This is a genomic window from Brevundimonas sp. (assembly GCF_047617075.1).
Taxonomy (GTDB): Bacteria; Pseudomonadota; Alphaproteobacteria; order Caulobacterales; family Caulobacteraceae; genus Brevundimonas.
On record NZ_JBLGCI010000001.1, the window covers coordinates 94461 to 115938 of the forward strand.

The window sequence follows — 21478 nt, forward strand, 5'->3', positions numbered from 1 at the left end:
CGCGTCAGCCTGCTTTCTTGTTGCGCGCGCGGCGCTGATCGCCGAAGGGCCGCAAGGCGTCCAGCTCCCAGGACTCCCAGGGACGGATCAGGTGCAGGTGCAGTTCCGCCGTCAGACGCTCGTCGTCCGAGGCTTCGGGAAGGCGCGCGGCGGCCGCGCCCTGATCCGCCGGGGTGCGCCACACGCGACGCTGCCCGGCGATCTCGAAGCCGGCGCCGAGCATCAGGGCGACCCAGGCCGTGGGCGTCAGAAAACCGTAACCCGGGGCGTCCTGTGAATCGCCGCCGTCGCCGCAACGCAGGCGCGCGAGCATCTCGCCACCCGGTCGCAGCAAGGCGTAAAGCCGCTCAAGTCGATCTTCCAGCCCGCTCAGGGGCAGGAAACCGTCGAGCTGGCGAGCCAGGATCAGATCCGCGGCCCCGTCCTCGAACGCGTTCAGCGTCTCAAGGCCGGCGGTGAGCTCCACGGCCGCCATGTCCTGAAGGTTCCAGGCGGCCCCGCCGCCCACGCCGGTCCAGTATGGATGATGATCCAGGCCCGTCACCGAACGTGCGCGCCCGCTCGCCGCCAGGGCGCCGGCCAGACGGCCGTCGCCGCATCCCAGCTCCAGCACGTCCGCGCCCTCGACCACGGGGGCGAAGGGCGCGAAAAGATCGTTCCACAAGGCGACCGCGTCTTCCCAGGCGGCCTGATCCGCCGGATCGACCCGCTGTGGTCCAGGCAGGATCACCTGCCGACCGGAGCGCAGTATCTTCCTGGCCTTGTTCAGCATGGTCATGCCGCGCCTCCCGCCTTTCTCGCGACCAGGCGCAGGGCGCCGGTGCTCAACTCGACCGGATCGTAGGCGGCCAGTCGCGCCGAATGCAGCAGGCCGAGCTCCTGCGGCAGCCGCTGCGCGCCGACGCCGTCCAAGGCTGCGGGATGCAGCCCGGCGGAACGCAGCAGCAAGGTCCAGGACGCCGCCGTCAAGGGCGCTCGCGCCGCCCGACCGTCCTCCAGCTCGCCTGCGCGCGCCAGATGAGGAAACAACAGAGCGTCGAAGTCCTCGTCCGGCCCCGGCGCGGCGAAGGTCTGGATTTCGGCGGCCAGAACGCCGTCCTCCGTCAGAAGCTCAGCCAGGGCGGCCAGGCGTGACCTCACTTGCGAAAGGCCGCCGATCTCCAGCCCGCCGCCGGCCACGATCAGATCGAAGGCGCCGGGCCGGACCGCAGCCAGGTCAGTGAGAGTCGCCGGATCTGTCCTGAAGCGCGCGCGGGGCGGCGGAGGATCGGGATGAAGCAGGGTCAGGCTGCCGGGCGACAAGGCTGTCTGGACGGCTCGCGCCAGATCCGCGCCCTGGGGCCCGAATACGAGGGCGTTCTCGACGCCGGTCGGCGCGCCCAGGCTTTTCCAGCGCCTGGCCAGGGACTGGACGGGGGAGGCGGGACTCATACGGGATCCGCCTTCAACGCCTGACGGTAGGCTGCGTCGTAGCGCCTGACGCCTGACAGGCGGAATCGTCGCGGCCCACGCCTCTGTTCCGCCAGCGGCTCGAACGCCTCCGGCGCCTCGACGAGGGCGCGCAGATGGCCGGGCGAGAAGACCGCCGCCGGATCAACACAGGCGATCCGGGTCTCGCCCAGACCGGCGATGAGCTTCGCCATCATCTCCACCTTGATCTCGTCGCGATCCGCCAGAACGGGGAAACCGTGCGGACTGCGTTCCCAGCCCGCTTCCAGCCAGGTCGGCAGTCGCGCGGCCATGGCCTGATTCCACGCATCGGCCTGGGCCGCGGAACGGACCACGGAGCGTCGCAGCAGGGCCAGGGGGGCGATTCTGGCGGTGATCAGGCTGTCGGTTCTCATCCTGAGGGCGGCGACGACCAGATCCGCCGCCGCCTCGGCGGCCATCGCATCGACCGTGTTCAGGGCGTGACGCACGGTCCGGTCGCGGACATGAGCGGGGGTCGACAAGGCCATGGTCGTCGGTACGACCACCAGGTCGTCATAGGCGGCGAAGGGCGCCGTTTTCCAGCGCATCCACGCAGGCAAATCCAGCTGTTCGGGCCGGTCGACCAGCACGACGTTCGCGCCGAGACGCCTTGCCTCGGCGAGAGTCTTCTCGTTCAGCGCGCCGGGGCCGAAGCTGACGACCTGCGGCGCCGCGCCGACGATGGACAGATAGCGCTCATGAGCAAAAGCGGTGACGGCGACGTCGTCCAGCTGAGCCAGGTCTTCCGACAGGGCGCGCCACGGTTCGGGGTTGACCATCAGTCCCAGGGCGTGCCCGCGCGTCACGAGCAGGTCTGTCAGCCGCCGGACCTCATCGTCGCCCATGGCCTCGGCGGCGAGCGCGTCCACCAGAAACAGACCTTTGAAATTGCTCTTCTCCAGGGTCAGAACCACGCTTTCGAGCGCCGCCTCGCCTGTTCCGGACCACCACTGGCGTGACGCGACGTCCCGCACATCGGCCATCGGCGACAGGTCGGGACGCGCCGTCACGTCCACGGCGATCAGCAATGCCGATCCGATGGCCTCGGCCTGCGGCGCGAGTTTGTCGGGACGCCCCGGCGCATGGGACGCAGGCGCGCCTCGAATGACCTTGTCTTCTGTTTCGGGGCGCGGGACGGGACGGTCGCCTCGCTCATCGGCGGCGGCGATCATCGCCGGCGTGATCTCCAGTCCCTTGCGGTTGCGCCAGCGGCCGCGGACCTTCGGCAGAATGTCGTACTCGAACTGCCCATCCCGCAATTGACCCGGCGGCAACAGAAAACGCGGCTTGCTGCTGACCATGTCCACAAGAGGTCGATCAACGCCCGGCCGCTTGACCTGGAGACGGTACAGGTCAGCCCCCTTGACCACCTCGCCCATCAGCAGGTCGGGCGCGGGTGTTTCAAGGTCATCGCCGATGCGAGGGATCGGCGCATAATCATGCAGCCGCGAGAAGCGTTCCTCGGGATCGTCGATGGAGCGCACCATGACCCGGAAGGCGAGCTGATCGGGCGTCAGCCGAAGATCGGCGGGTAGCCGACATTCCGTCCGGAAGCCGTCATATACCCGCTGGCGCTCGCCCGTGTCCTGGTTTCGTACGATGACGCGGTACTGCTGATCGGGGCCGGCGGGCTCCCACCGCAGCACGGGACTGGCGACACATCGACGAATGGTCTTCAAGCGGCCGGCTCCTGCTGTCAGGCCTGGGGAACGCTCGGGGCTCCGCATGGCTGCGCCCCATGCGGATATCGGCGTGGCGGCCTGTGGTCAATCAAGCGCTCGCCGTTCAGGCCGCCTTCTGGGCCCACTGGCCATAAAGATCATCCAGACCCGCTGCGGCGCGAGCCCATGTGAAGCGCTGCTCAACATCGCGACGCGCGTTCCGGGCGACAGCCATGGAGCGGTCGGGGGCTCCGATGACCTCGCCCAGCAGGTCGGTCAGCTCACCCACGTCCCCCTTGTTGAAGAGGAAGCCGTTCTCCCGGTGGATGAGGGTTTCGGATATGGCCGACACATTGGACGCCACCACCGGCAGCTCCATGGACATGGCCTCCAGCGGCTTCAGGGGCGGCACCAGTTCGGTGACTTGCGCCGGACGCCGTGGATAGACCGCCACATCCATCAGGGAATACCAGCGTGGCGCATCTGTGTGGGGCACGCGGCCCGGCATGATCAGGTGATCGGAGACCCCCATGACCCGAGCCGCTTCCCGCACCTCGCGGAACGCGGGGCCGTCGCCGACCAGAAGGGCGCAGACGTCCAGACCGTCCTTGCGCAGGTGGGACAGCGACGTGATCAGATCGACCAGGCCTTCGTAACCGGTCATGGACCCCAGGAAACCGAGCACGCGCCGGTCATCCAGGCCCATTTCGCTGGCCAGGGCCTGGTCGCGGGGGCGCGGACTGAAAACCTGCGGATCCACGCTGTTGGGAATGACGATGATCTTGCGCCCGTCGACGCCGCGAGAAATCAGCTCGTTCTTCAAACCGTTCGAGATCGCCACCACCGCGTCAGCCTCCTGGGCGACGACGGTTTCCTGGCGACGCTGGAATTCAAAGCGCTCCGAGCCTTCCCAGTGGGGCGTGCGGGCCGCGCTGGTCAGTTCCCACAATCCGCGAACTTCATAGACGAAAGGAAGGCCGGCCCGGCGCGCCGCCATGAGGGCGGGGGCTGCGTTGACGTGGTTGGACGCCGCCTGAACCACCGACGGCCTGACCTTGTGGATGTGATTCAGCAGGGCGCCGCCGGCTTCGTCGCAATACCGGTCAAACGGCGTGGCGTTGGACGGCGGCCCGGCGAGGCGGGAATAGACCACGCCATCGACCTCCTGAGGGCCGAGGCGACCGGTGACATGCTGGGCGTCGTTGCGATCGGCGGGATAGCCGGGCCGGGTCACGGCCTCCACACGCCAGCCCTGGCGGCCGATCGCCTTGATCAGGGAATGGGTCCGCGCCGCGTAGCCCGTGACGTGATGGGGAAAGGAGCTGGCGGCCACATAAAGCAGCGAGCGATCCCCCACCGGTTTGATGGACCGTCTTGCCGGCACCGACAGGCCGGAACGCTGGATGCGGGCCACGCCTTCGATCAGGTCCCGCCGTAGTCTGGCGTGGGCCGGCAAGGTGGCCTGGGCGTCGTCGAGCCGGCGATACAGGGCCAGCGGCTCATCGATCATGCCGGCGTTGTAGAGCACGCCGGCCAGCCACAGAATCCTGTGGGGGCTGGGGTCATGCTCCACCGTGCTGCGCGCCAGGGCGATGCTCTTGTCGAAGTCCACCAGCTGTAGCGACATGGACAGATCAGCCACCACCCGCATCGCCAGCTTGGGGTCGCGGCATTCCGTCAAGGCGGTGGCGACAATCTCCTCCGCCCTCATGTCGAAGACATTGAGGCTGAGCTGCTGGATACGTGCTGCGGTATCAGGATTCAGGTTGGGGTCACGGACCGAGGATCGCCCCCGGCGCTGCCGGGACTGGCGCACGAGCCGAAGCAGTCCGGCCGGCAGTTCGATCGCGCCACGCCAGGTCTTGGCGCGGATCAGCAGATTGCCGAGCTGGAACGAAATGGTGTCCTTGAGGCGCTCGTTCTCCGCCGACAGGGCCAGCACCTTGAGGCGCAACTGGGCCGCTTCGGCCGCCAACTTCAGCATGTTTTCGCTGGAGGCGCCCACGGTCGGCGAGCCTGGCGAAGATTCATGCGATTGCGTCGCGGACGAGGCTGACGAACGGTGAATGCTGTCGGGCAAGCCGCGCCTCACGGAAAATTCCTAACGCATCGGTTGTGTCACACAGAGGCTTGATTGGCCACCGACCCGCAGGTCCGTGTTTCATTGCTGTGTGAATTGTGCCGTTAAGGCCACGCAGACAGCCCACAACCCCTTCAAAAAAAAAGGAAGTGTTGATTGGTTCCTGACGTCCAGAGGTAATTTCGTCAGCCTTCATCCACGGCTTCGAGCACGAGGGATCGATGCTCCGTGATGGGCCGAACCTCGGCGTAAAGCCCAGCCCCGCGCCCCGCGGCCCCATAGAAGCGATCCGCCCGTCGTTCTTCGCGGCGAGGCTCACTCACGACAGGTCTCTTGTGATCCTGACTGGCTTCCATCGTCATGGCTTCCCCTTCCTCTGACTCCGGATCCGACGGGGCTGGACTCTTAGTGATCTGGAAAGGATGCGCAAGCATTTATCGCGCCATCGTAAGTCTTCGTCAGGCGCGCGAATTCTGAAATCAGGATTTCAGAAACTGTGCTGCGCGGCCGAGGTCCTCCATGGTGTCCACGTCCACTGATCGACTCTCGACCATGACGTGATAGGCCGTGTCCTGAGCGATGAATCCGCCTGCGATATTGGCGTGTTCCCATTTCAGGACATAGACGGCCCCGTTGAGGGCGAAGGGCGTTCCATAGGCGGATGCCGGCGCGAGCGCGCCATCTCGTCCAATCACCAGGGTTTCCGGCTTCAAGACCGGGGTCACGCTGACGGCGGTGGAGCAACCCCGGTCGCGGCAGAGCCTCAGGGTCACGTCGATATCCTCGGCCGTGCGCAGGGGCGAGGTGGGCTGGAGCAGGACCAGGTGGGAGAAGGCGCCGGGTTCGTCCTCATCAGCCCAGGCCATGGCGTGGCGCACAACGTCGAACGAGGAGGCTTCGTCCGTGGCCAGTTCGGCGGGACGCGTGAAGGGGACCTCGGCGCCGCCCGCGCGGGCGGCCTCGGCGATGGCGGGGTCGTCGGTGGAGACGATCAGGCGATCTATGCCGCGCGCTTCCAGCGCCGCGTCGATGGCGCGCTGAAGCAGGCTGCGGCCGTGCAGGTCGGCCAGATTCTTGCCGGGCAGGCGTTTGGAGCCGCCGCGCGCGGGGATCAGGCCGAGGACGCGGTTTCGGCTCATGGGGTCGCGGCGGCGAACACCGCCTCATAGTCGCTGCGGGCCAGCTCGAAGTCCGGCGGGCGGCCGATGTCGATCCAGTATTCGTGAATGGGGAAGGCGCCGACGGTATCGCCCCGGTCCGACAGGGCGGCCAGCAGGGTGGGCATGTCGTAGTGGCCGCTGTCCGGCACTTGTTTCAGGGCGTCCGGGCCCAGCACATAGATCCCGGCATTGGCGAACCAGCGGAAGGTGGGCTTTTCGCGGATGGAGACCAGCCGGTGGCCTTCGGTCTCCACCACGCCGAAGGGGGCCTCGAACCGGTGCTCGCGCACGCAAACGGTGGCGGCGGCCTCATGATCGCCGTGGAAGTCCAGAAGCTGGGCGAAATCCAGCCGGGTCAGGACGTCGCCGTTCATGACCAGGAAGGGTTCGTCTATGGGCTCGTCCAGCAGGGCCAGGGCCCCGGCGGTGCCGCGCGGCTCTGTCTCGCGCAGGTAGGAGATTTCCACGTCAAACGCCGAGCCGTCGCCGAAATGGCCCTCGATCACCTCGGCCAGATAGTTGACCGCCAGCCGGAAGCGCCCGAAGCCCTGATCGCGCAGGCGCTCGATGATGGTCTCCAGCAGGGGGCGGCCGGAAATGGTCAGCATGGGCTTTGGGGTGTGACGGGTCAGGGGGGCCAGGCGCGCCCCGCGTCCGCCGGCCATGATCACCACCAGATTGTCGCGCAGCCCGGCCTCGCCGTAGTGCTCGGGATACAGGCCCACCACCCGGCCCGCGCGGTCGATAACGGGGGCCTGGGTGGCGCCGCGCACGTCCAGCTCGGCCTGAATCTCGACAGGGTTCTGGCCCCGGCGCACGGCCACGGGCTCGGCATTCATGGCCGTCTCGACGCCGGCCTCCATGGGGGTCATGCGCAGCAGGGCCCGGCGCACGTCGCCGTCGGTCAGGGAGCCGCGCAGTCGGCCGTTCTCATCGATGACCACCACCAGCTGGCCGCGCACGGCGTCCAGCCGTTCGATGGCCTCGCGCAGGGTGGCCTGATCGGACAGCAGGTAGGGGGCCAGTTCACGACGGGTCATGATGGGCGCTCCTCGGGAAAGGACTTTTGTCTGAGACGGGCGTCGATGGGCTCGGCGGCCAGACGGGCGGCGATGCGCGGGCCTGCGCGGCCGTCGCCATAGGGATTGATCATGGCGGTCAGGCTGGCCCGGAAGGCCGGGTCCAGCGCGCGGCTCAGGGCCTGCCGCACGGCGGCCGGGTCGGCGGGCGCGTCGACGACGTTGGCGCCCCGGTCGCGGCCTTTCTGGCGGTCGCCCACATTGACCACGGGCAGGGCGAAGGCCGCCGCCTCGATGATGCCGCTGGACGAATTGCCCGCCATCACCGCCGCGTGGGCGAGGGCCGGGGCGTAGAGGGCGCCGAGGCTGGGGATCAGGTGAACGCTAGTCTGTTCCTCGGCCCAGCGGCGGATGTACGCCGCCTGTCCCGCTCCGCCGGGGTCTGAGTTGACGCCGGTGAACAGGACCGGACGTGCTGCGTCCGACAGGGCCTTCAGCAGAGCCTCCAGCCCAGCGGCGCCGCCGTCGGCGGTCAGGGTTTCCGGATGCCAGGTGGCGAGGATGAAATCGCCGGGATCGGTTATATTCAGGGCGCTGAAGAAGTCGACGCGCGGCATGGGCGGCGCCGACATCAGCAGGTCCAGCCCCGGCGCCCCGGCGAGGGTGATGCGCCAGTCCTCCTCGCCCATGCGGACCAGGCGCGCCGCAGCGGATTCGGTGGCGGGGAAGTGCAGGTGGGCCAGTTTGGTGATGGCGTGGCGGAACGCGTCGTCCATGGCGCCCAGGGTCAGTTCGCCGCCGTGCAGGTGCGCGATGACCACACCCGCCAGCGAGGCCGCGCCCGCTGCCGCCAGGGTCTCGTACCTATCGCCGGTCAGGACGACCATGTCGGGCAGTTCGTCGGCCAGCACTTCGGCGAAAGCGGCGGTGAGGGCGCCCATGCGGCGGCCCGGGTCGGCGGGGCCGTCCCCGTCCATGTGGGCGGGGATGCGGCGGGTGCGCACGCCGTGATCCTCAATCAGGCTGTCGGGGCCGAGCGGATCGTCCACCACCATGGCCCACGCTGACACCCCCGCCTCGTCCAGCGCGGGGCCCACCACCGCCGCCATGGCGCGGTCGGCGCGGGAGACGGAGACCACGCAGACCGTTCGCGTCATGTCCCGGCGGGCTCCACATCGGCCCAGCCCACGGGCTCGTCGGGCTGCAGGGCGCGTGTCAGGCGATGACCGATCAGGCGCGGCAGATCGTCGGGCGGGGCGCCGGTTCCGGGGCGCTTGCAGCCCAGATGGGCGGCGGTCAGCAGGGTTCCGGCGGGCAGGGCGTCCAGCGCCACCACGCTGCGCCGGATGCCCGGAATATTGGCGGCCTCGGACGGGCGGGGGCGCTTGACGCCATCCCCCAGCATGGCCTCGATCCGGCGCACGGCGCGGACCAGGGCGGCGAAGTCGTCCGGCGCCATGGAGGCGGCGTGGTCCGGGCCGGCGGCGGCCGTGTCCAGAGTCAGGTGCTTTTCGATCACCCGGGCGCCCATGGCCGTGGCGGCGACGGCGGCTTCGGCGCCCAAAGAATGATCCGACAGCCCGACCACAACGCCCAGCTCACCCGACAGGGTGGTCAGGGCGCGAAGGTTCATCTCCCCGTCCGGGGCCGGATACTCCGACACACAGTGCAGCACGCACACCGGCGGATCGCCCCCGGCGCGCACGGCGGTCAGGGCGTGGCGGGCTTCGTCCAGGGTGCTGGCGCCGGTGGACAGAATGACGGGGCGGCCCGTCTTGCCGGCGGCGGTCAGGAAGGCGGAATGGTTGACCTCGCTGGAGCCGATCTTGACCACGGCCATGTCCAGATCCCCGGTCAGGTACGTCAGGGTGTCGAAGCCCTCGGGCGTGGACATGAACATCACGCCCGCCGCCTCGCACGCGGCCTTGAGCCGGGCGGTGTCCTCCAGCCCGATGCGCAGGCGCTCCAGCAGGTCGTAGAAGCTCTCCTGAACGCCGGTGGTGCGCTCCAGATAGTCCACCTTGTGGCTGAACCGGCCGACGATCTCGCCCGGCAGCCAGGTCTGGAACTTGACCGCGTCGGCGCCCGCAGCGGCGGCGGCCTCGATCAGGGCGAAGGCCTTGTCCATGTCGCCGTCGTGGTTCACCCCCGCCTCGGCGATGATGAAGACGCGGTCGTCCCAAGGGGCGTTTTTGGGTGCGGCGGTCATGTGGCGTAGTCCTGCGGCCGGTACAGATGCAGGTTGTCGCGGATGAAGGCGACGGTGCGCTCCAGCCCCTCCTCCAGCGACACGCGCGGGGTCCAGCCCAGGGCCTCGCGGGCCTTTGAGGCGTCGGCGATCAGGCGGTCCACCTCGCTGCCCTCGGGGCGCAGGCGCTGGGGGTCGGTGACGATCTCGATGTCGCGGCCCGCCGCGCGGCTTATCATCAGGGCCAGGTCGCCGATGGACACCTCGCGACCGCCGCCGAAGTGCAATGTCATGCCCTCGACCCCGGGCGCGGCGGCGGCGCGCAGGAAGGCGTCGGCGGTATCGTCCACGAAGACGAAGTCGCGGGTGGGGCTGGTGGCGCCCAGGTTGACGGTATTTCCGCTGAGCGCCTGCACCGCCACCGCCGGGATCACCGCCCGGGCGCTCTGGCGCGGGCCGAAGGTGTTGAACGGGCGCAGGGTCACCACTGGCACGCCGAACGACAGGTGGAAGGACTCGACCAGTTTGTCCGCCGCGACCTTGGAGGCCGCATAGGGGGACTGGGCCTGAAGCGGATGGTCCTCGGTCATGGGGGTGAAGCGGGCGGTGCCGTAGACCTCGCTGGTGGAGGTGTGGACCATGCGGGCGACGCCGCACTCGCGCACCGCCTGCAGCACATTCAGCGTCCCCAGGGCGTTGACCCGCACGTAGCTTTCGGGCGCGGCGTAGGAATAGGGAATGGCGATCAGGGCGCCCAGATGCAGGACGATCTCGCAGTCCCTGACCGCGTCCATGACCGAGTCCCGGTCCGCCAGATCGCCGCGCCGGATGTCGACCTCGGCGCGCACGGGCGACCCGTCCAGCCACTCGGCCGTGCCGGATGAAGTGTAGAGCACCAAGGCGCGCGTTTCCGCCCCGGCCTCGACCAGCCGTTCGCACACGCGGCTGCCGATGAAGCCGCCGCCGCCGGTGACCAGCACCCGCTTGCCCTTAAGGGAAGCGATGGGATCGATCATGTGAATTACGCCCCGGAACGCGAATCGCTTTGCGCAGTTTAGCGCGGCGCCTCCCCACCCAATCCTTAACGACGCGACCACACGGCGCGATTTCGCAGTTGCGAAGAAAAATGCCGCCCGGGGGGTCAACTTCGGGGGCGATCACGCGTTAGGGTGCGGGGGACAAGCCAGACAGTACATGAGGACCATGCCCGCAGACGCCGCCCACGCCGTTACGCCCCTGTCCGCGCCCCCCGCCTTGCCGGAGCGGCCGGCCCTGTTTCTGGACATGGACGGGGTGCTGGCCCCGATCACCGCGACGCCGGGCGGCGTGGGGCCGGACGCCCGCCGCAGCCGGGTTCTGGCGCGGCTGCTGGAGCGGCTGGACGGCCGGCTGGCGGTGCTCAGCGGGCGCACCATCGCCGAGATCGACCGCATTTGCGAGGGCGTGGTGCCCTGCGTGGCCGGCGTTCACGGACTGGAGCGGCGCGGCGCGGACGGGCAGGTGCGGCGGCTGGACCCCCACCCGGCGCTGGGCCGGGTTCACGACGCGCTGGAGGATTTCGCCCGCGACCGGCCCGGCGTGCTGATCGAGGACAAGGCGCTGGGCGTGACCCTGCATTACCGCCAGGCGCCGGATCAGGCGGGCGCGGCGCGGGATCTGGCGCGCGGCTTGGCGGAAGAGCACGGTCTGACCCTGCAACCCGGCGACATGGTGCAGGAACTGAAGACCCCTGGCGCCGACAAGGGCCGGGCCTTGACCGCCTTCATGGACGAGGCGCCGTTCAGGGAGGCCGTGCCCATCATGACCGGCGATGACCTGACTGACGAGTTCGCCTTCGCCGCCGCCGCCGGGCTGGGCGGGTTCGGGGTGCTGGTGGGGCCGCCGCGCGAGACGGCGGCGACCTTTGGCCTGACGGATTCCGGGGCGGTGATGGATTGGCTTGAAACCCTGGCGGAGCGCGCATGAACGGTCATCGACCCAATCTGGACCTGGCCCCCATCGGCAATTGCGCCATTTCGAGCCTGATCGACCGGCAGGGCCGCCATGTGTGGTCCTGTGCGCCGCGCGTGGACGGGGACCCGGTGTTCTCCGCCCTGATGGACGGCGACGATCCCCAGCACGGATTCTGGTCCATCGAGCTGGAAGGCCAGAAGCATGTGGAGCAGGCCTATGTGCGCAACACCCCGGTGCTGCGCACGGTGCTGACGGCCGAGGACGGGGCGGCGCTGGAGATCATCGATTTCGCGCCCCGTCACGCCAAGCACAGCCGCACCTATCGCCCCATCGCCCTGGCCCGGATCATCCGGCCGCTGCACGGCGTGCCCCGCATCACCATCCGGATGCGGCCCGCCCGGGACTGGGGCGCCGCGCGTGCGCCGATCACCTCGGGCTCGAACCACATCCGCTATCACTGCACGGACCTGACGTTCCGCCTGACCACGGACTGTCCGGTGTCCCATGTGCTGGACGAGCGGACGTTTAGGGTAGAGCGGACCCTCTCGTTCTTCTTCGGGCCGGACGAGGGCTACGATCAGGAAGTGGGGGCCGGGGTCGCCGCCGCGCGCGAGCGGACCGAGGACTACTGGAAGCAGTGGGTGCGGACCCTCTATTTGCCGCTGGACTGGCAGGAGGCGGTGATCCGCGCCGCCATCACCCTGAAGCTGTGCGCCCATGAAGAAACAGGGGCCATCGTCGCCGCCCTGACCACCTCGGTGCCCGAGTTTCCCGAGAGCGGGCGCAATTGGGACTACCGGTTCTGCTGGATCCGAGACGCCTATTACACCGTGCGGGTGCTGACCCGGCTGGGCGCCATCGACATTCTGGAGAACTATCTGGTCTATCTCAGGAACCTGGTGGACAACGCGGCGGGCGGCCATGTGCAGCCGGTTTACGGCGTCGGGCTGGAGGGGGCCATCACCGAGCGGACCGTGGACACGGTCGCCGGCTATCACGGCATGAAGCCGGTGCGCGTGGGCAATCAGGCGCACGAGCATCTGCAGCACGACGTGTACGGACAAATCGTCCTGCCGCTGGTGCAGTCCTTCTACGACCAGCGCCTTCTGCGCCCCGGTTCGGTGGAGGATTTCCATGCGCTGGAGAAGGTGGGCGAGCGCGCCTTCGCCGTGCACGACCAGACCGACGCGGGTCTGTGGGAGTTCCGCACCATCGCGCGGGTGCACACCTATTCCTCCATGATGTGCTGGGCCGCCTGCGACCGTCTGGCCAAGGCGGCGGACCAGTTGAGGCTGCACGACCGGGCCGAGGTCTGGCGCGAGCGGGCCGGCATCATCCGGGAACGCATCGAGAAGGAAGCCTTTGTGCCCGAGGAGGGCCGCTTCGCCGCCAGCTATGGCGGGACCGAGCTGGACGCCTCGCTGCTGCAGATGGTGGAGCTGGGCTTCCTCGACCCCATGGATCCGCGTCAGGTGGCCACCTTCAACGCCATCGAGAAGGACCTGAAGAAGGGGCCGTATCTGTTCCGCTATGTGGAGCCGGACGATTTCGGCGAGCCGGAGACGGCGTTCAACTTCTGCACCTTCTGGTTCATCGAGGCCCTGCACATGAACGGACGCGTGGATGAGGCGCGCGAGATGTTTGAACAGATGCTGAGCCGCCGCACCCATGCGGGCCTGCTGTCCGAGGACATATCGCTGGGCGATGACGAACTGTGGGGGAACTACCCGCAGACCTATTCCCTTGTGGGGATCATCAACTGCGCTGTGTTGCTGAGCCGTTCCTGGACGGATGTGAGATGAGCCGACTGATCGTCGTATCCAATCGTGTTTCCGCGCCGAAGGATGCGGGAGAAAGCTCGACCGGAGGCCTGGCCGCGGCCCTGTCGGCGGCGCTGCGGCGGTATGACGGCATATGGTTCGGCTGGTCGGGCGAGACCACCGAGACCTTCACCGGCGAGCTGAAGATGGAGGACCGGGCCGGGGTCACCGTGGCGCTGGTCGACCTGGAGGAACAGGACGTCGACGAATATTACAACGGCTACGCCAACAAGACCCTGTGGCCGCTGTTCCACCACCGGGTCGACCTGACCGCCTATGAGCGGTCCTACGGCGAAGGCTATGAGCGGACCAACGCCCGCTTCGCCGAGGTTCTGGCGCCCCTGATCCAGGATGACGACATCGTCTGGATCCACGACTATCACATGATCCCCCTGGCCCGGGATCTGCGGCGGTTGGGGGTGAAGAACCGGATCGGCTTCTTCCTGCACACGCCCTGGCCGGTGCGGCAGCTGTTGGTGACCCTGCCGTTCCACCGGCGGCTGGTGGAGTCCCTGTTCGACTACGACCTGTTGGGCTTCCACACCCGCGAGTGGCTGGACCTGTTCCGGGACTATGTGGCGTCAGAGGCGGGCGGACGGCTGGTGGGCAACGACGGCATGGAGGCGTTCGGCAAGACGGTGCAGGGCGGGGTGTTCCCCATCGGCATCGACGTGGACGGCTTTGTCGCGGCGCGGGACTCGGCGCTGGGCCAGCGCACCTATGACCGCATGGCGGCGTCCTCGGCATTCCGGTCCATGATCGTGGGCGTGGATCGGCTGGACTACTCCAAGGGGCTGGAACAGCGGCTGCTGGGCTTCCAGCAGTTCCTTGAGGACAACCCCTCCATGCGCGGCGAGGTGTTCCTGCTGCAGGTGACGCCCATCTCGCGCGACGAGGTGGACACCTATCAGGATCTGCGCGCCCGGCTGGACGCCCTGGCCGGCCATGTGAACGGCGCCTATGCGGACATGGACTGGGCGCCGGTGCGCTATTTGAACCGCACATATCGCCGGGACCAGCTGGCGGGCATCTATCGGGCGGCGAAGGTGGGGTTAGTGACGCCCCTGCGCGACGGCATGAACCTGGTGGCCAAGGAATATGTGGCGGCCCAGAATCCGGACGATCCCGGCGTGCTGATCCTGTCGCGCTTCGCCGGGGCGGCGGAGGAGCTGCGCGACGCCCTGATCGTCAATCCCTTCGCCCGCGAGGAGGTGGCCCAGGCCATCCACAAGGCCCTGACCATGTCGCGGGACGAGCGGATCGAACGCTGGAAGAGCCTGATGACGGCGGTGCGGGCCTCGGACGTGGCCATCTGGCGCGACGACTTCGTCAAGGCGTTGACGGCCCTGCCGGGCAAGGAAGAGGCCGCATCCGACACGGACGCGGCCTGATCAAACTACCGCATCGTCGGAATGACGAAGCTGGAATCCGCGTGCTCCAGCTCGGAGTCGGGCCAGCGGGCCGTGACGGTCTTGGTCTTGGTCCAGAAGCGGACGCCTTCCATGCCGTGCTGGTTGATGTCGCCGAAGGCCGAACGCTTCCAGCCGCCGAAGGTGTGATAGGCCACCGGCACCGGGATCGGAACATTGATGCCCACCATGCCCACATTGACCCGGGCGGCGAAGTCGCGGGCCGCGCGGCCGTTCTGGGTGAAGATGGCCACGCCGTTTCCGTACTGATGCTGTGACGGCAGGGCCAGGGCCTCCTCGAAGTTCTCGGCGCGCACAATCTGCAGCACGGGGCCGAAGATTTCCTCCTTGTAGGACTCCATGCCCGGCTTGACGTGGTCGAACAGGGACGGGCCGACGAAGTAGCCCTTCTCGTGGCCTTGCAGGGAGAAGCCGCGGCCGTCGATGACCAGTTCGGCGCCGTCCTTGACGCCCTGGTCGATCCAGCCCTCGACGCGGGCCTTGTGGGCGGCGTTGACCACCGGGCCGTAGTGGGCCTCGGCGTCGGTGGAGACCCCGATCCTCAGCTTCGGAATCTCTGCCACCAGACGTTCGCGCAGGGTCTCGGCGGTCTTCTGGCCCACCGGCACCACCACGGGCAGGGCCATGCAGCGCTCGCCCGCCGAGCCGAAGGCGGCGCCGGTCAGGTCCTTGATGACCTGATCCATGTCGGCGTCGGGCAGGACGATGCCGTGGTTCTTGGCGCCGCCCATGGCCTGGACGCGCTTATGTTTGGCGGCGCCGGTCTGGTAGACATAGTGGGCGATGTCGGACGAGCCGACGAAGCTGACCGCGTGCACCAGCGGATGAGTCAGGATGACGTCCACCGCCGTCTTGTCGCCGTGGACCACGTTCAGCACCCCGGCCGGGGCGCCCGCCTCCATCATCAGTTCGCCCAGACGGACCGGCACGGACGGATCGCGTTCGCTAGGCTTGAGGATGAAGGTGTTGCCCACCGCGATGGCCACGCCGAACATCCACATGGGGATCATGGCCGGGAAGTTGAACGGGGTGATGCCCGCCACCACGCCCAGCGGCTGGCGCATGGAATAGACGTCGATGCCGGGCCCGGCCCCTTGCGTGTATTCGCCCTTCAGAGCGTGGGGGATGCCGCAGGCGAACTCGATGACCTCGAGGCCGCGCTGGATGTCGCCCTTGGAGTCGGCGATGACCTTGCCGTGCTCGGACGACAGCATCTCGGCCAGGTCGTCCATATTGGCCTCGACCAGGCGCTTGAACTCGAACATCACCCGGGCGCGGCGCTGGGGGTTGGTGGAGGACCAGGCCTCGAAGGCGTTCTGTGCGGCCTGCACGGCCTTGTCGACTTCGCCCTCGGTGGCCAGCTGGACCCGCGCCTGCACCTCGCCGGTGTTGGGGTTGAAGACGTCCCCGAAGCGGCCCGAGGCGCCTTCGAAGGAAGCCCCGTCGATGAAGTGGCGAATGTCGCGCATGTCCTGAATGTTCCCTGATCTGGTTGTTTGGGCGCCGTCTTAAACCCGCCGCGCGCCCGTGGCCAGCGGAGCGGGAGAGTGGCGGTTTGACACGGCCGGGCGGCGCGGGTTCATTGCCGCCGGGGATGGAGGGGACAAATGCGGGATCAGGTCGATTCGGCCGGGCAGGAGCGCGCGCACCGGCGCCGGCTGCTGTTCATTCCCGGCTACGACCCCCGCTCGCCCGCCGCCTATCACCGCATGTGGACCGAGGAGGCGCCGAGGCAGGCGGCCGTGTCGGGCGCGGTGATCGCGGTTGGGCGCAAGCACGCCGACGGGGACCATGCGCTGGGCTGGACGGTGCAGACGATGATGGACGGGCGCGCGGCGGAGACCCGGGTGACCCTGCTGCGCTGGGATGATCTGGTCCGGGCCTGGTGGCTGAGAGGCGAGCGGCGGGTGATCGCGGCCATGCCCCGCTGGGTCGGGGCCATGGCCGGCGCCGGGGTTTACGGTCTGACGCGGCGATCGGCGCGGGCCCTGTGGCTGTGCCTGATGACGCCGCCGGTGATTCTGAGCGCGCTGGTCGGGTTGATGGCTCTGGTGGCGCTGGCGGCGGGGCTGGCTGCGTCGTGGGCGGCGATCCCGGTGGCGGCGGCGGCGCCCTTCGCTATCGTCTGGCTGTGGCGGCGCATCGACTCGCAGGTGAACTGCGGCTGGGTCAGCCAGTGTTTTTCCTACATGGCGCGCATCGCCGCCGATCCGCCCCCCGAGCAGGCCGAGCGGTGCGACCTGTTCGCGCGGCGCCTGATCGCGGCGGTGGACGAGGGCTGGGCCGACGAGGTGGTGCTGGCGGGTTTCAGCCTGGGCGGCAATCAGGCGGTGCGGGCTCTGGCGAGGGCGCTGGCGCTGCGGCCTGATCTCGGGCGCGGATCGACGGCGGTGACCCTGTTGACCCTGGGACAGGGTCTGTGCATCCAGGCGGCGCTGGGGGATGAAACATTCCGGGGAGCGTTGAAGACTGTTGAGGCCGAGCACTCCATCGGTTGGGTGGACGCCACATCGGCATCGGACCCGGCGTCGGCCTGCACGATTCATGCGCTACACGGCGTCATCGACGCCCCGGATCCGAACCGGCCGCTGAGGCGGGCGCCGCGCTTTCACAAGCTGCTGACGGACGAGCATTTCCGCGCCATCCGCCGCGACCCGCTGGCGTTTCATTTCCAGTATCTGAAGGCCACCGATCTGCCGGACGGCTACGACTGGTTCGCCCTGGCGGCGGGACCGGATTTCCTGATCCAGCGGAGCCCGGCATGAGCCTGTTCATCCCCCCGCGCCCGGCCACGGCCCCGGAGAAGCGCTCGACCCTGACCCAGCGCATCGCCCTGCTGCGCTCAGGCCTCGGCACCTTTCGAGAGGGCAGCTACGGCCAGAAGATGGGGCGGCACGGGTTCCGCACCCTGCCGTTCTTCAAGCGGCGCTGGATCTTCACCGTCCGCGATCCGGAGCTGGTGCGCGAGGTGCTGGTCAAGCGGGCCGAGGACTTCCCCAAGTCCGGCCTGATGGACGCTATGCTGCGGGCGCTGACCGGCTATTCCATCTTCGTCAGCAACGGCGAGGTCTGGGGGCGGCAGCGGCGGCTGGTCGACCCGGCGCTGGAGCAGGCCCGGGTGCGGGATGTGTTCGCCCGCATGCTGGAGGCCGCCACGGTCGCCACGGCGCGCATGGAGGCCCTGGCCGACACGGGCGAGCCGGTGCGGGTGGACATGGAGATGACCCGCTTCGCCGCCGACGTGATCTTCCGCACCATCTTCTCCGAACCGATCTCGGACGAGGCGGCCGAGCGGGTGATCGCCGCCTTCGAGGTGTTCCAGGGGGTGGCCTACGCCCACGGCATGCTGGGGCTGGCGCGGGCGCCGTCGCGCATCCTGCCCGGCTGGGGCCGGGCCCGGCGGGCGGCGCGCATCATCCGCAAGGCCATCGACGAGCCGCTGCGCCGGCGACTGGCCGACCATGCGGCGGGGCGGCCGACGCCAGACAACGACATTCTGGCGGCCCTGATCGGCGGGGTGGACCCGGTGACGGGCACGTCCTTCGACGGGGACGAGCTGCTGGACCAGATCGCCATGCTGTTTCTGGCCGGCCACGAGACCTCGGCCAGCGCCCTGGCCTGGAGCCTGTATCTGATGGCCGAGGCGCCGGACGTGCAGGCCCGGGTGCAGGCCGAGGCCGACGCGGTGCTGGGCGAGGACACGCCCGCCTTCGAGCACATGAAGCGGCTGGGCTTCACCCGCGACGTGTTCCGCGAGGCCATGCGGCTATATCCGCCCGTGGCGTTCCTGGCGCGGGACTGCCCGGCGGGGGACAAGCTGGGCAAGAAGGTCATTCCCGCCGGGTCGGTGGTGATGGTCTCGCCCTGGCTGAGCCACCGGCAGGCCGAGCGGTGGACCGAGCCCCACGCCTTCGATCCCGACCGCTTCGGCTGTCCCGAGGGCAAGGCGGCCATGGCGGGCGGCTATTTCCCCTTCAGCGTCGGACCGCGCGTGTGCCCCGGCGCCGCCTTCGCCCTGCAGGAAGCGGTGCTGGTGCTGGCCATGCTGAGCCGCCGGTTGAGGTTCGAGGCCGATCCCGCCTGGACGCCCGTGCCGGTGGCCCGCCTGACCCTGCGCTCGGCCAACGGGGTGCGGCTGAGGGTGTTCAGGCGGGGCGAGGGCTAGGGTGTGAACCCATAAATTGCGTTCAAATAATCTAGTGATTTCAACAACCGTCACCCTCGGGCTTGTCCCGAGGGCCCACGGTGGATGTGATCTCGACAGGCCTCCAGGGTCGAACCGGAGGCTCACGCTCCCTTACGACCGCGCCCAAGGCCAAAATGGGTCCTCGGGACAAGCCCGAGGATGACGCATTTATAGGTTCAGAACCTAGACCTTCGCCACGGAAAGAGGAGCGCCTACTCCGCCCCCTCGCCGATGTGGCGGTCCAGCCAGCCGAACACCTCGGTGTGCCAGCGCAGGCTGTTGCGGGGCTGGAGCACCCAGTGGTTCTCGTCGGGGAAGTAGAGGAACTGGCTCTCGATCCCGCGCCGTTGCAGGGCGGTGAAGGCGGCGATGGACTGGTCGGTGGGCACCCGGTAGTCGCGGCCGCCCTGGATCACCATCATGGGGGTGCGCCAGTTCTGCACGTGGTTGACCGGATTGAATTCCTCATAGGTCGTGCCGCGCTCCCACGGGCTGCCGCGGTTCTCCCATTCGGTGAACCACAGCTCCTCGGTGGAATAGCCCATGAAGCGGGTGTCGAAGACGCCGTCGTGGTTCACCATGCACTGGAAGGCGTCCGGCCAGTTGCCCGCGATCCAGTTGATCATGTAGCCGCCGTAGGAGGCGCCCAGGGCGCAGGCGCGGCCGCCGTCCAGGAATTCGTACGTATCCAGCGCATGCTCCCAGCCCTTCTGCAGGTCCTCCAGCGGACGGTCGCCCCAGTGGCCCGAGATGGCGTCGGTGAAGGCCTGGCCGTAGCCCACCGAGCCGTGGAAATCGATCATCACCACCGCATAGCCGGCGCCGGTGTAGGTGGACGGGTTCCAGCGGTAGGACCAGCTGTTGCCGAAGGAGCCCTGCGGCCCGCCGTGGATCAGGAAGGCGACCGGATAGGTCCCGCCCTCAACATAGTTGGCCGGCTTGATGACGTAGCCGTGCACCGTCTCGTCGTTCCAGCCCTGGAAGGTGAACTGCTCGGGCTCGCCGAAGGCCAGGTCGTCCAGCTGCGGGTTGTGGTCGGTGATGCGGATGGGCATTTCGCGGCCGCGGAACGTCTTGCGGTACAGAGCCACGGGGCTGGTCAGGCTGTCCATGGCCAGGATGAAGCCGGAGGGCGTCTGCTCCACCGCCGCCACATGGCCTTCGCCGGTGATGGGGATGACCGAGCCGGAGATGACGTCGATCTCGAACAGCTTCACCTGACCGGTGTCATAGGCGGTGGCGTAAAGGCTGTTTCCGTTGGCGGACCATTGCAGGCTGTCGGGCGAGCGGTCCCAGTTGGCGGCGATCTGGCGCACCTGTCCGGTGTCCATGTCGCGCAGCATGATCTGCCACTGGTCGGCCTCGAAGCCGGGGCGGCTCATGGCGCGGTAGGCCATCGTGCGGCCGTCCGGCGAGAACACCGGGCCGGCGTCCCAGGCGGGGTTGCTGTCGGTCAGATTGACCCGCTCGCCCAGACCCTCGGCCTCGATGGGCTGCAGATAGATGTCGAAATCGGTGGACCACGGCTCGCTGGTCCCGGCCTCGCGGGAGGCGAAAACGATCCCGTTGCCGTCGGGGGTGAAGGTGAAGGCGCTCTCGTCGCCGAAGGGGCGCGAGGGGGTGTCGCCGTCGAAGTCGCGGGTGGCCCAGACGGGCTCGCCGTCGGCCACGCCCTGGCCGCTCAGGTCCATCACGAAGACGTGGTTGCGCGTGCCGTCGGTCCACTGATCCCAGTGGCGCACGAACAGCTGGGTGTAGAGGGTCCCGGAATTGTCCGGCTCCTCGTCCAGGCGGGCGGCGGTGCAGGCCAGATCCGGGCAGTCGGGGAAGACGGCCGCGGCCACGGCGATGCGATCGGCGGCGGGGCTGAGCTGATAGGTCTGTACGTCCACGGGCAGGTCGGTGACCTGAACGGCGACCTCGCCGGCTTCATCGGTACGCCAGACCTGCGACGAGCCCGAGCGGTTCGACAGGAAGAATAGCTGGCCGTCGGCGCTCCAGCGGGCGGTGGAGGCGCCGTCGTCGGAAATGGCCAGGCGGCGCGGCTCGGACTCGCCGTCCAGATCCAGGATGTAGAGGCTGGAGGAGCCGCCGGAGAGCGGCGTGGTGCGCAGGCCGTAGACCACCTGATCGCCGTCCGGTGAGACCTGCGGGTCCGACAGCCGGTTGACGTTCAGCATGTCCTGATAGGTGAACGGTCGATCCTGCGCCGAGGCGGCGGCGGGCAGGACGAGGGCCGCAGCGGCGGCGGCGCAGACGAGGGCGGAAAGGCGCATGACAGGTACCCCAGAGCCGGATTTGCGGTCACGGTTAGCACGTGGGTGGTCTCAGCGGAAACACGAGGCAGCGGGTGGTCGTGCGGATAGAGAACAATCTCCGCTCACCCCAGCGAAGGCTGGGGTCCAGATCATAGCGCGCTATCGCCACAGGACGGGAGGCATGCTGAATCCTGAAGGTCGAGTCTCCTCATCTGGCCCCCAGCCTTCGCTGGGGTGAGCGGTGGAAGTTGGG

Annotated in this window: 16 protein-coding genes; 5 read left to right on the forward strand and 11 right to left on the reverse strand. The window is 68.6% G+C overall.

Annotated features, from left to right (window positions below):
- Positions 1-4: 4 nt before the first annotated feature.
- The 9 genes from ACI8U3_RS00510 to ACI8U3_RS00550 form a co-directional block, all read right to left on the reverse strand.
- On the reverse strand, positions 5-778 hold the full coding sequence (locus ACI8U3_RS00510; protein ID WP_415012904.1) for a methyltransferase domain-containing protein: 774 nt from the start codon (positions 776-778) through the stop codon (positions 5-7).
- On the reverse strand, positions 775-1431 hold the full coding sequence (locus ACI8U3_RS00515; protein WP_415012905.1) for a hypothetical protein: 657 nt from the start codon (positions 1429-1431) through the stop codon (positions 775-777). The genes ACI8U3_RS00510 and ACI8U3_RS00515 overlap by 4 nt, the downstream gene beginning before the upstream one ends.
- Positions 1428-3149 carry a hypothetical protein gene (locus ACI8U3_RS00520; RefSeq protein WP_415012906.1) on the reverse strand — a complete coding sequence of 574 codons (1722 nt, stop codon included), beginning with the start codon at positions 3147-3149 and terminating at the stop codon, positions 1428-1430. Before ACI8U3_RS00520 ends, ACI8U3_RS00515 begins: the two co-directional genes overlap by 4 nt.
- A 106-nt stretch (positions 3150-3255) precedes the next feature.
- A complete protein-coding gene (locus ACI8U3_RS00525) occupies positions 3256-5115 on the reverse strand; it encodes a glycosyltransferase (RefSeq protein ID WP_415012907.1) in 1860 nt (619 codons plus the stop codon).
- A 575-nt stretch (positions 5116-5690) separates the two neighbouring features.
- Complete coding sequence (locus ACI8U3_RS00530; RefSeq protein WP_415012908.1) at positions 5691-6350, reverse strand: cytidylyltransferase domain-containing protein; 660 nt, start codon at positions 6348-6350, stop codon at positions 5691-5693.
- Positions 6347-7411, reverse strand: coding sequence for a nucleotidyltransferase family protein (locus tag ACI8U3_RS00535; protein WP_415012909.1), 1065 nt, complete (start codon positions 7409-7411; stop codon positions 6347-6349). Before ACI8U3_RS00535 ends, ACI8U3_RS00530 begins: the two co-directional genes overlap by 4 nt.
- Positions 7408-8547, reverse strand: a complete 1140-nt coding sequence (gene neuC / locus ACI8U3_RS00540) for a UDP-N-acetylglucosamine 2-epimerase (protein ID WP_415012910.1) — start codon at positions 8545-8547, stop codon at positions 7408-7410. The genes ACI8U3_RS00535 and neuC overlap by 4 nt, the downstream gene beginning before the upstream one ends.
- Complete coding sequence (locus tag ACI8U3_RS00545; protein WP_415012911.1) at positions 8544-9599, reverse strand: N-acetylneuraminate synthase family protein; 1056 nt, start codon at positions 9597-9599, stop codon at positions 8544-8546. Before ACI8U3_RS00545 ends, neuC begins: the two co-directional genes overlap by 4 nt.
- The gene (locus tag ACI8U3_RS00550) at positions 9596-10594 is read right to left on the reverse strand and encodes an SDR family NAD(P)-dependent oxidoreductase (RefSeq protein ID WP_415012912.1); all 999 of its coding nucleotides are present in this window, start codon (positions 10592-10594) and stop codon (positions 9596-9598) included. Before ACI8U3_RS00550 ends, ACI8U3_RS00545 begins: the two co-directional genes overlap by 4 nt.
- Before the next feature lie 187 nt (positions 10595-10781).
- On the opposite strand from ACI8U3_RS00550, the gene otsB reads away from it, so the two are divergent.
- From otsB to ACI8U3_RS00565, 3 genes are read left to right on the forward strand one after another with little or no spacing between them, the layout of a single operon-like run.
- Entirely contained in the window at positions 10782-11543 is a 762-nt protein-coding gene (otsB, locus tag ACI8U3_RS00555; protein ID WP_415012913.1) for a trehalose-phosphatase, read from the forward strand.
- Positions 11540-13333: a glycoside hydrolase family 15 protein gene (locus ACI8U3_RS00560; RefSeq protein ID WP_415012914.1), complete on the forward strand. Its 1794-nt coding sequence runs from the start codon at positions 11540-11542 to the stop codon at positions 13331-13333. Before otsB ends, ACI8U3_RS00560 begins: the two co-directional genes overlap by 4 nt.
- Entirely contained in the window at positions 13330-14742 is a 1413-nt protein-coding gene (locus tag ACI8U3_RS00565) for an alpha,alpha-trehalose-phosphate synthase (UDP-forming) (RefSeq protein ID WP_415012915.1), read from the forward strand. The genes ACI8U3_RS00560 and ACI8U3_RS00565 overlap by 4 nt, the downstream gene beginning before the upstream one ends.
- Positions 14743-14747: 5 nt before the next feature.
- Here the strand turns inward: ACI8U3_RS00565 and ACI8U3_RS00570 are convergent, their stop codons facing one another.
- Entirely contained in the window at positions 14748-16250 is a 1503-nt protein-coding gene (locus ACI8U3_RS00570; RefSeq protein WP_415012916.1) for a CoA-acylating methylmalonate-semialdehyde dehydrogenase, read from the reverse strand.
- Positions 16251-16388: 138 nt separating this feature from the next.
- Between ACI8U3_RS00570 and ACI8U3_RS00575 the strand changes: the two genes are divergently transcribed.
- Together ACI8U3_RS00575 and ACI8U3_RS00580 are read left to right on the forward strand one after the other, a co-directional pair.
- On the forward strand, positions 16389-17546 hold the full coding sequence (locus tag ACI8U3_RS00575) for a hypothetical protein (RefSeq protein ID WP_415012917.1): 1158 nt from the start codon (positions 16389-16391) through the stop codon (positions 17544-17546).
- Positions 17543-18946 (forward strand): cytochrome P450, encoded by a 1404-nt coding sequence (locus ACI8U3_RS00580; protein ID WP_415012918.1) that lies wholly within the window; start codon positions 17543-17545, stop codon positions 18944-18946. Before ACI8U3_RS00575 ends, ACI8U3_RS00580 begins: the two co-directional genes overlap by 4 nt.
- Positions 18947-19179: 233 nt before the next feature.
- On the opposite strand, the gene ACI8U3_RS00585 is transcribed toward ACI8U3_RS00580, so the two are convergent.
- Positions 19180-21243: a prolyl oligopeptidase family serine peptidase gene (locus ACI8U3_RS00585; RefSeq protein ID WP_415012919.1), complete on the reverse strand. Its 2064-nt coding sequence runs from the start codon at positions 21241-21243 to the stop codon at positions 19180-19182.
- Between the last annotated feature and the right edge of the window lie 235 nt (positions 21244-21478).

Excerpts from the sequence above, each read along its gene's own strand:
- ACI8U3_RS00510 (WP_415012904.1), bottom strand. The coding sequence starts at position 778 with ATGACCATGCTGAACAAGGCCAGGAAGATACTGCGCTCCGGTCGGCAG.
- ACI8U3_RS00515 (WP_415012905.1), bottom strand. The coding sequence starts at position 1,431 with ATGAGTCCCGCCTCCCCCGTCCAGTCCCTGGCCAGGCGCTGGAAAAGC.
- ACI8U3_RS00525 (WP_415012907.1), bottom strand. The coding sequence starts at position 5,115 with ATGCTGAAGTTGGCGGCCGAAGCGGCCCAGTTGCGCCTCAAGGTGCTG.
- ACI8U3_RS00530 (WP_415012908.1), bottom strand. The coding sequence starts at position 6,350 with ATGAGCCGAAACCGCGTCCTCGGCCTGATCCCCGCGCGCGGCGGCTCC.
- ACI8U3_RS00535 (WP_415012909.1), bottom strand. The coding sequence starts at position 7,411 with ATGACCCGTCGTGAACTGGCCCCCTACCTGCTGTCCGATCAGGCCACC.
- neuC (WP_415012910.1), bottom strand. The coding sequence starts at position 8,547 with ATGACGCGAACGGTCTGCGTGGTCTCCGTCTCCCGCGCCGACCGCGCC.
- ACI8U3_RS00545 (WP_415012911.1), bottom strand. The coding sequence starts at position 9,599 with ATGACCGCCGCACCCAAAAACGCCCCTTGGGACGACCGCGTCTTCATC.
- ACI8U3_RS00550 (WP_415012912.1), bottom strand. The coding sequence starts at position 10,594 with ATGATCGATCCCATCGCTTCCCTTAAGGGCAAGCGGGTGCTGGTCACC.
- otsB (WP_415012913.1), top strand. The coding sequence starts at position 10,782 with ATGCCCGCAGACGCCGCCCACGCCGTTACGCCCCTGTCCGCGCCCCCC.
- ACI8U3_RS00560 (WP_415012914.1), top strand. The coding sequence starts at position 11,540 with ATGAACGGTCATCGACCCAATCTGGACCTGGCCCCCATCGGCAATTGC.
- ACI8U3_RS00565 (WP_415012915.1), top strand. The coding sequence starts at position 13,330 with ATGAGCCGACTGATCGTCGTATCCAATCGTGTTTCCGCGCCGAAGGAT.
- ACI8U3_RS00570 (WP_415012916.1), bottom strand. The coding sequence starts at position 16,250 with ATGCGCGACATTCGCCACTTCATCGACGGGGCTTCCTTCGAAGGCGCC.
- ACI8U3_RS00575 (WP_415012917.1), top strand. The coding sequence starts at position 16,389 with ATGCGGGATCAGGTCGATTCGGCCGGGCAGGAGCGCGCGCACCGGCGC.
- ACI8U3_RS00580 (WP_415012918.1), top strand. The coding sequence starts at position 17,543 with ATGAGCCTGTTCATCCCCCCGCGCCCGGCCACGGCCCCGGAGAAGCGC.
- ACI8U3_RS00585 (WP_415012919.1), bottom strand. The coding sequence starts at position 21,243 with ATGCGCCTTTCCGCCCTCGTCTGCGCCGCCGCCGCTGCGGCCCTCGTC.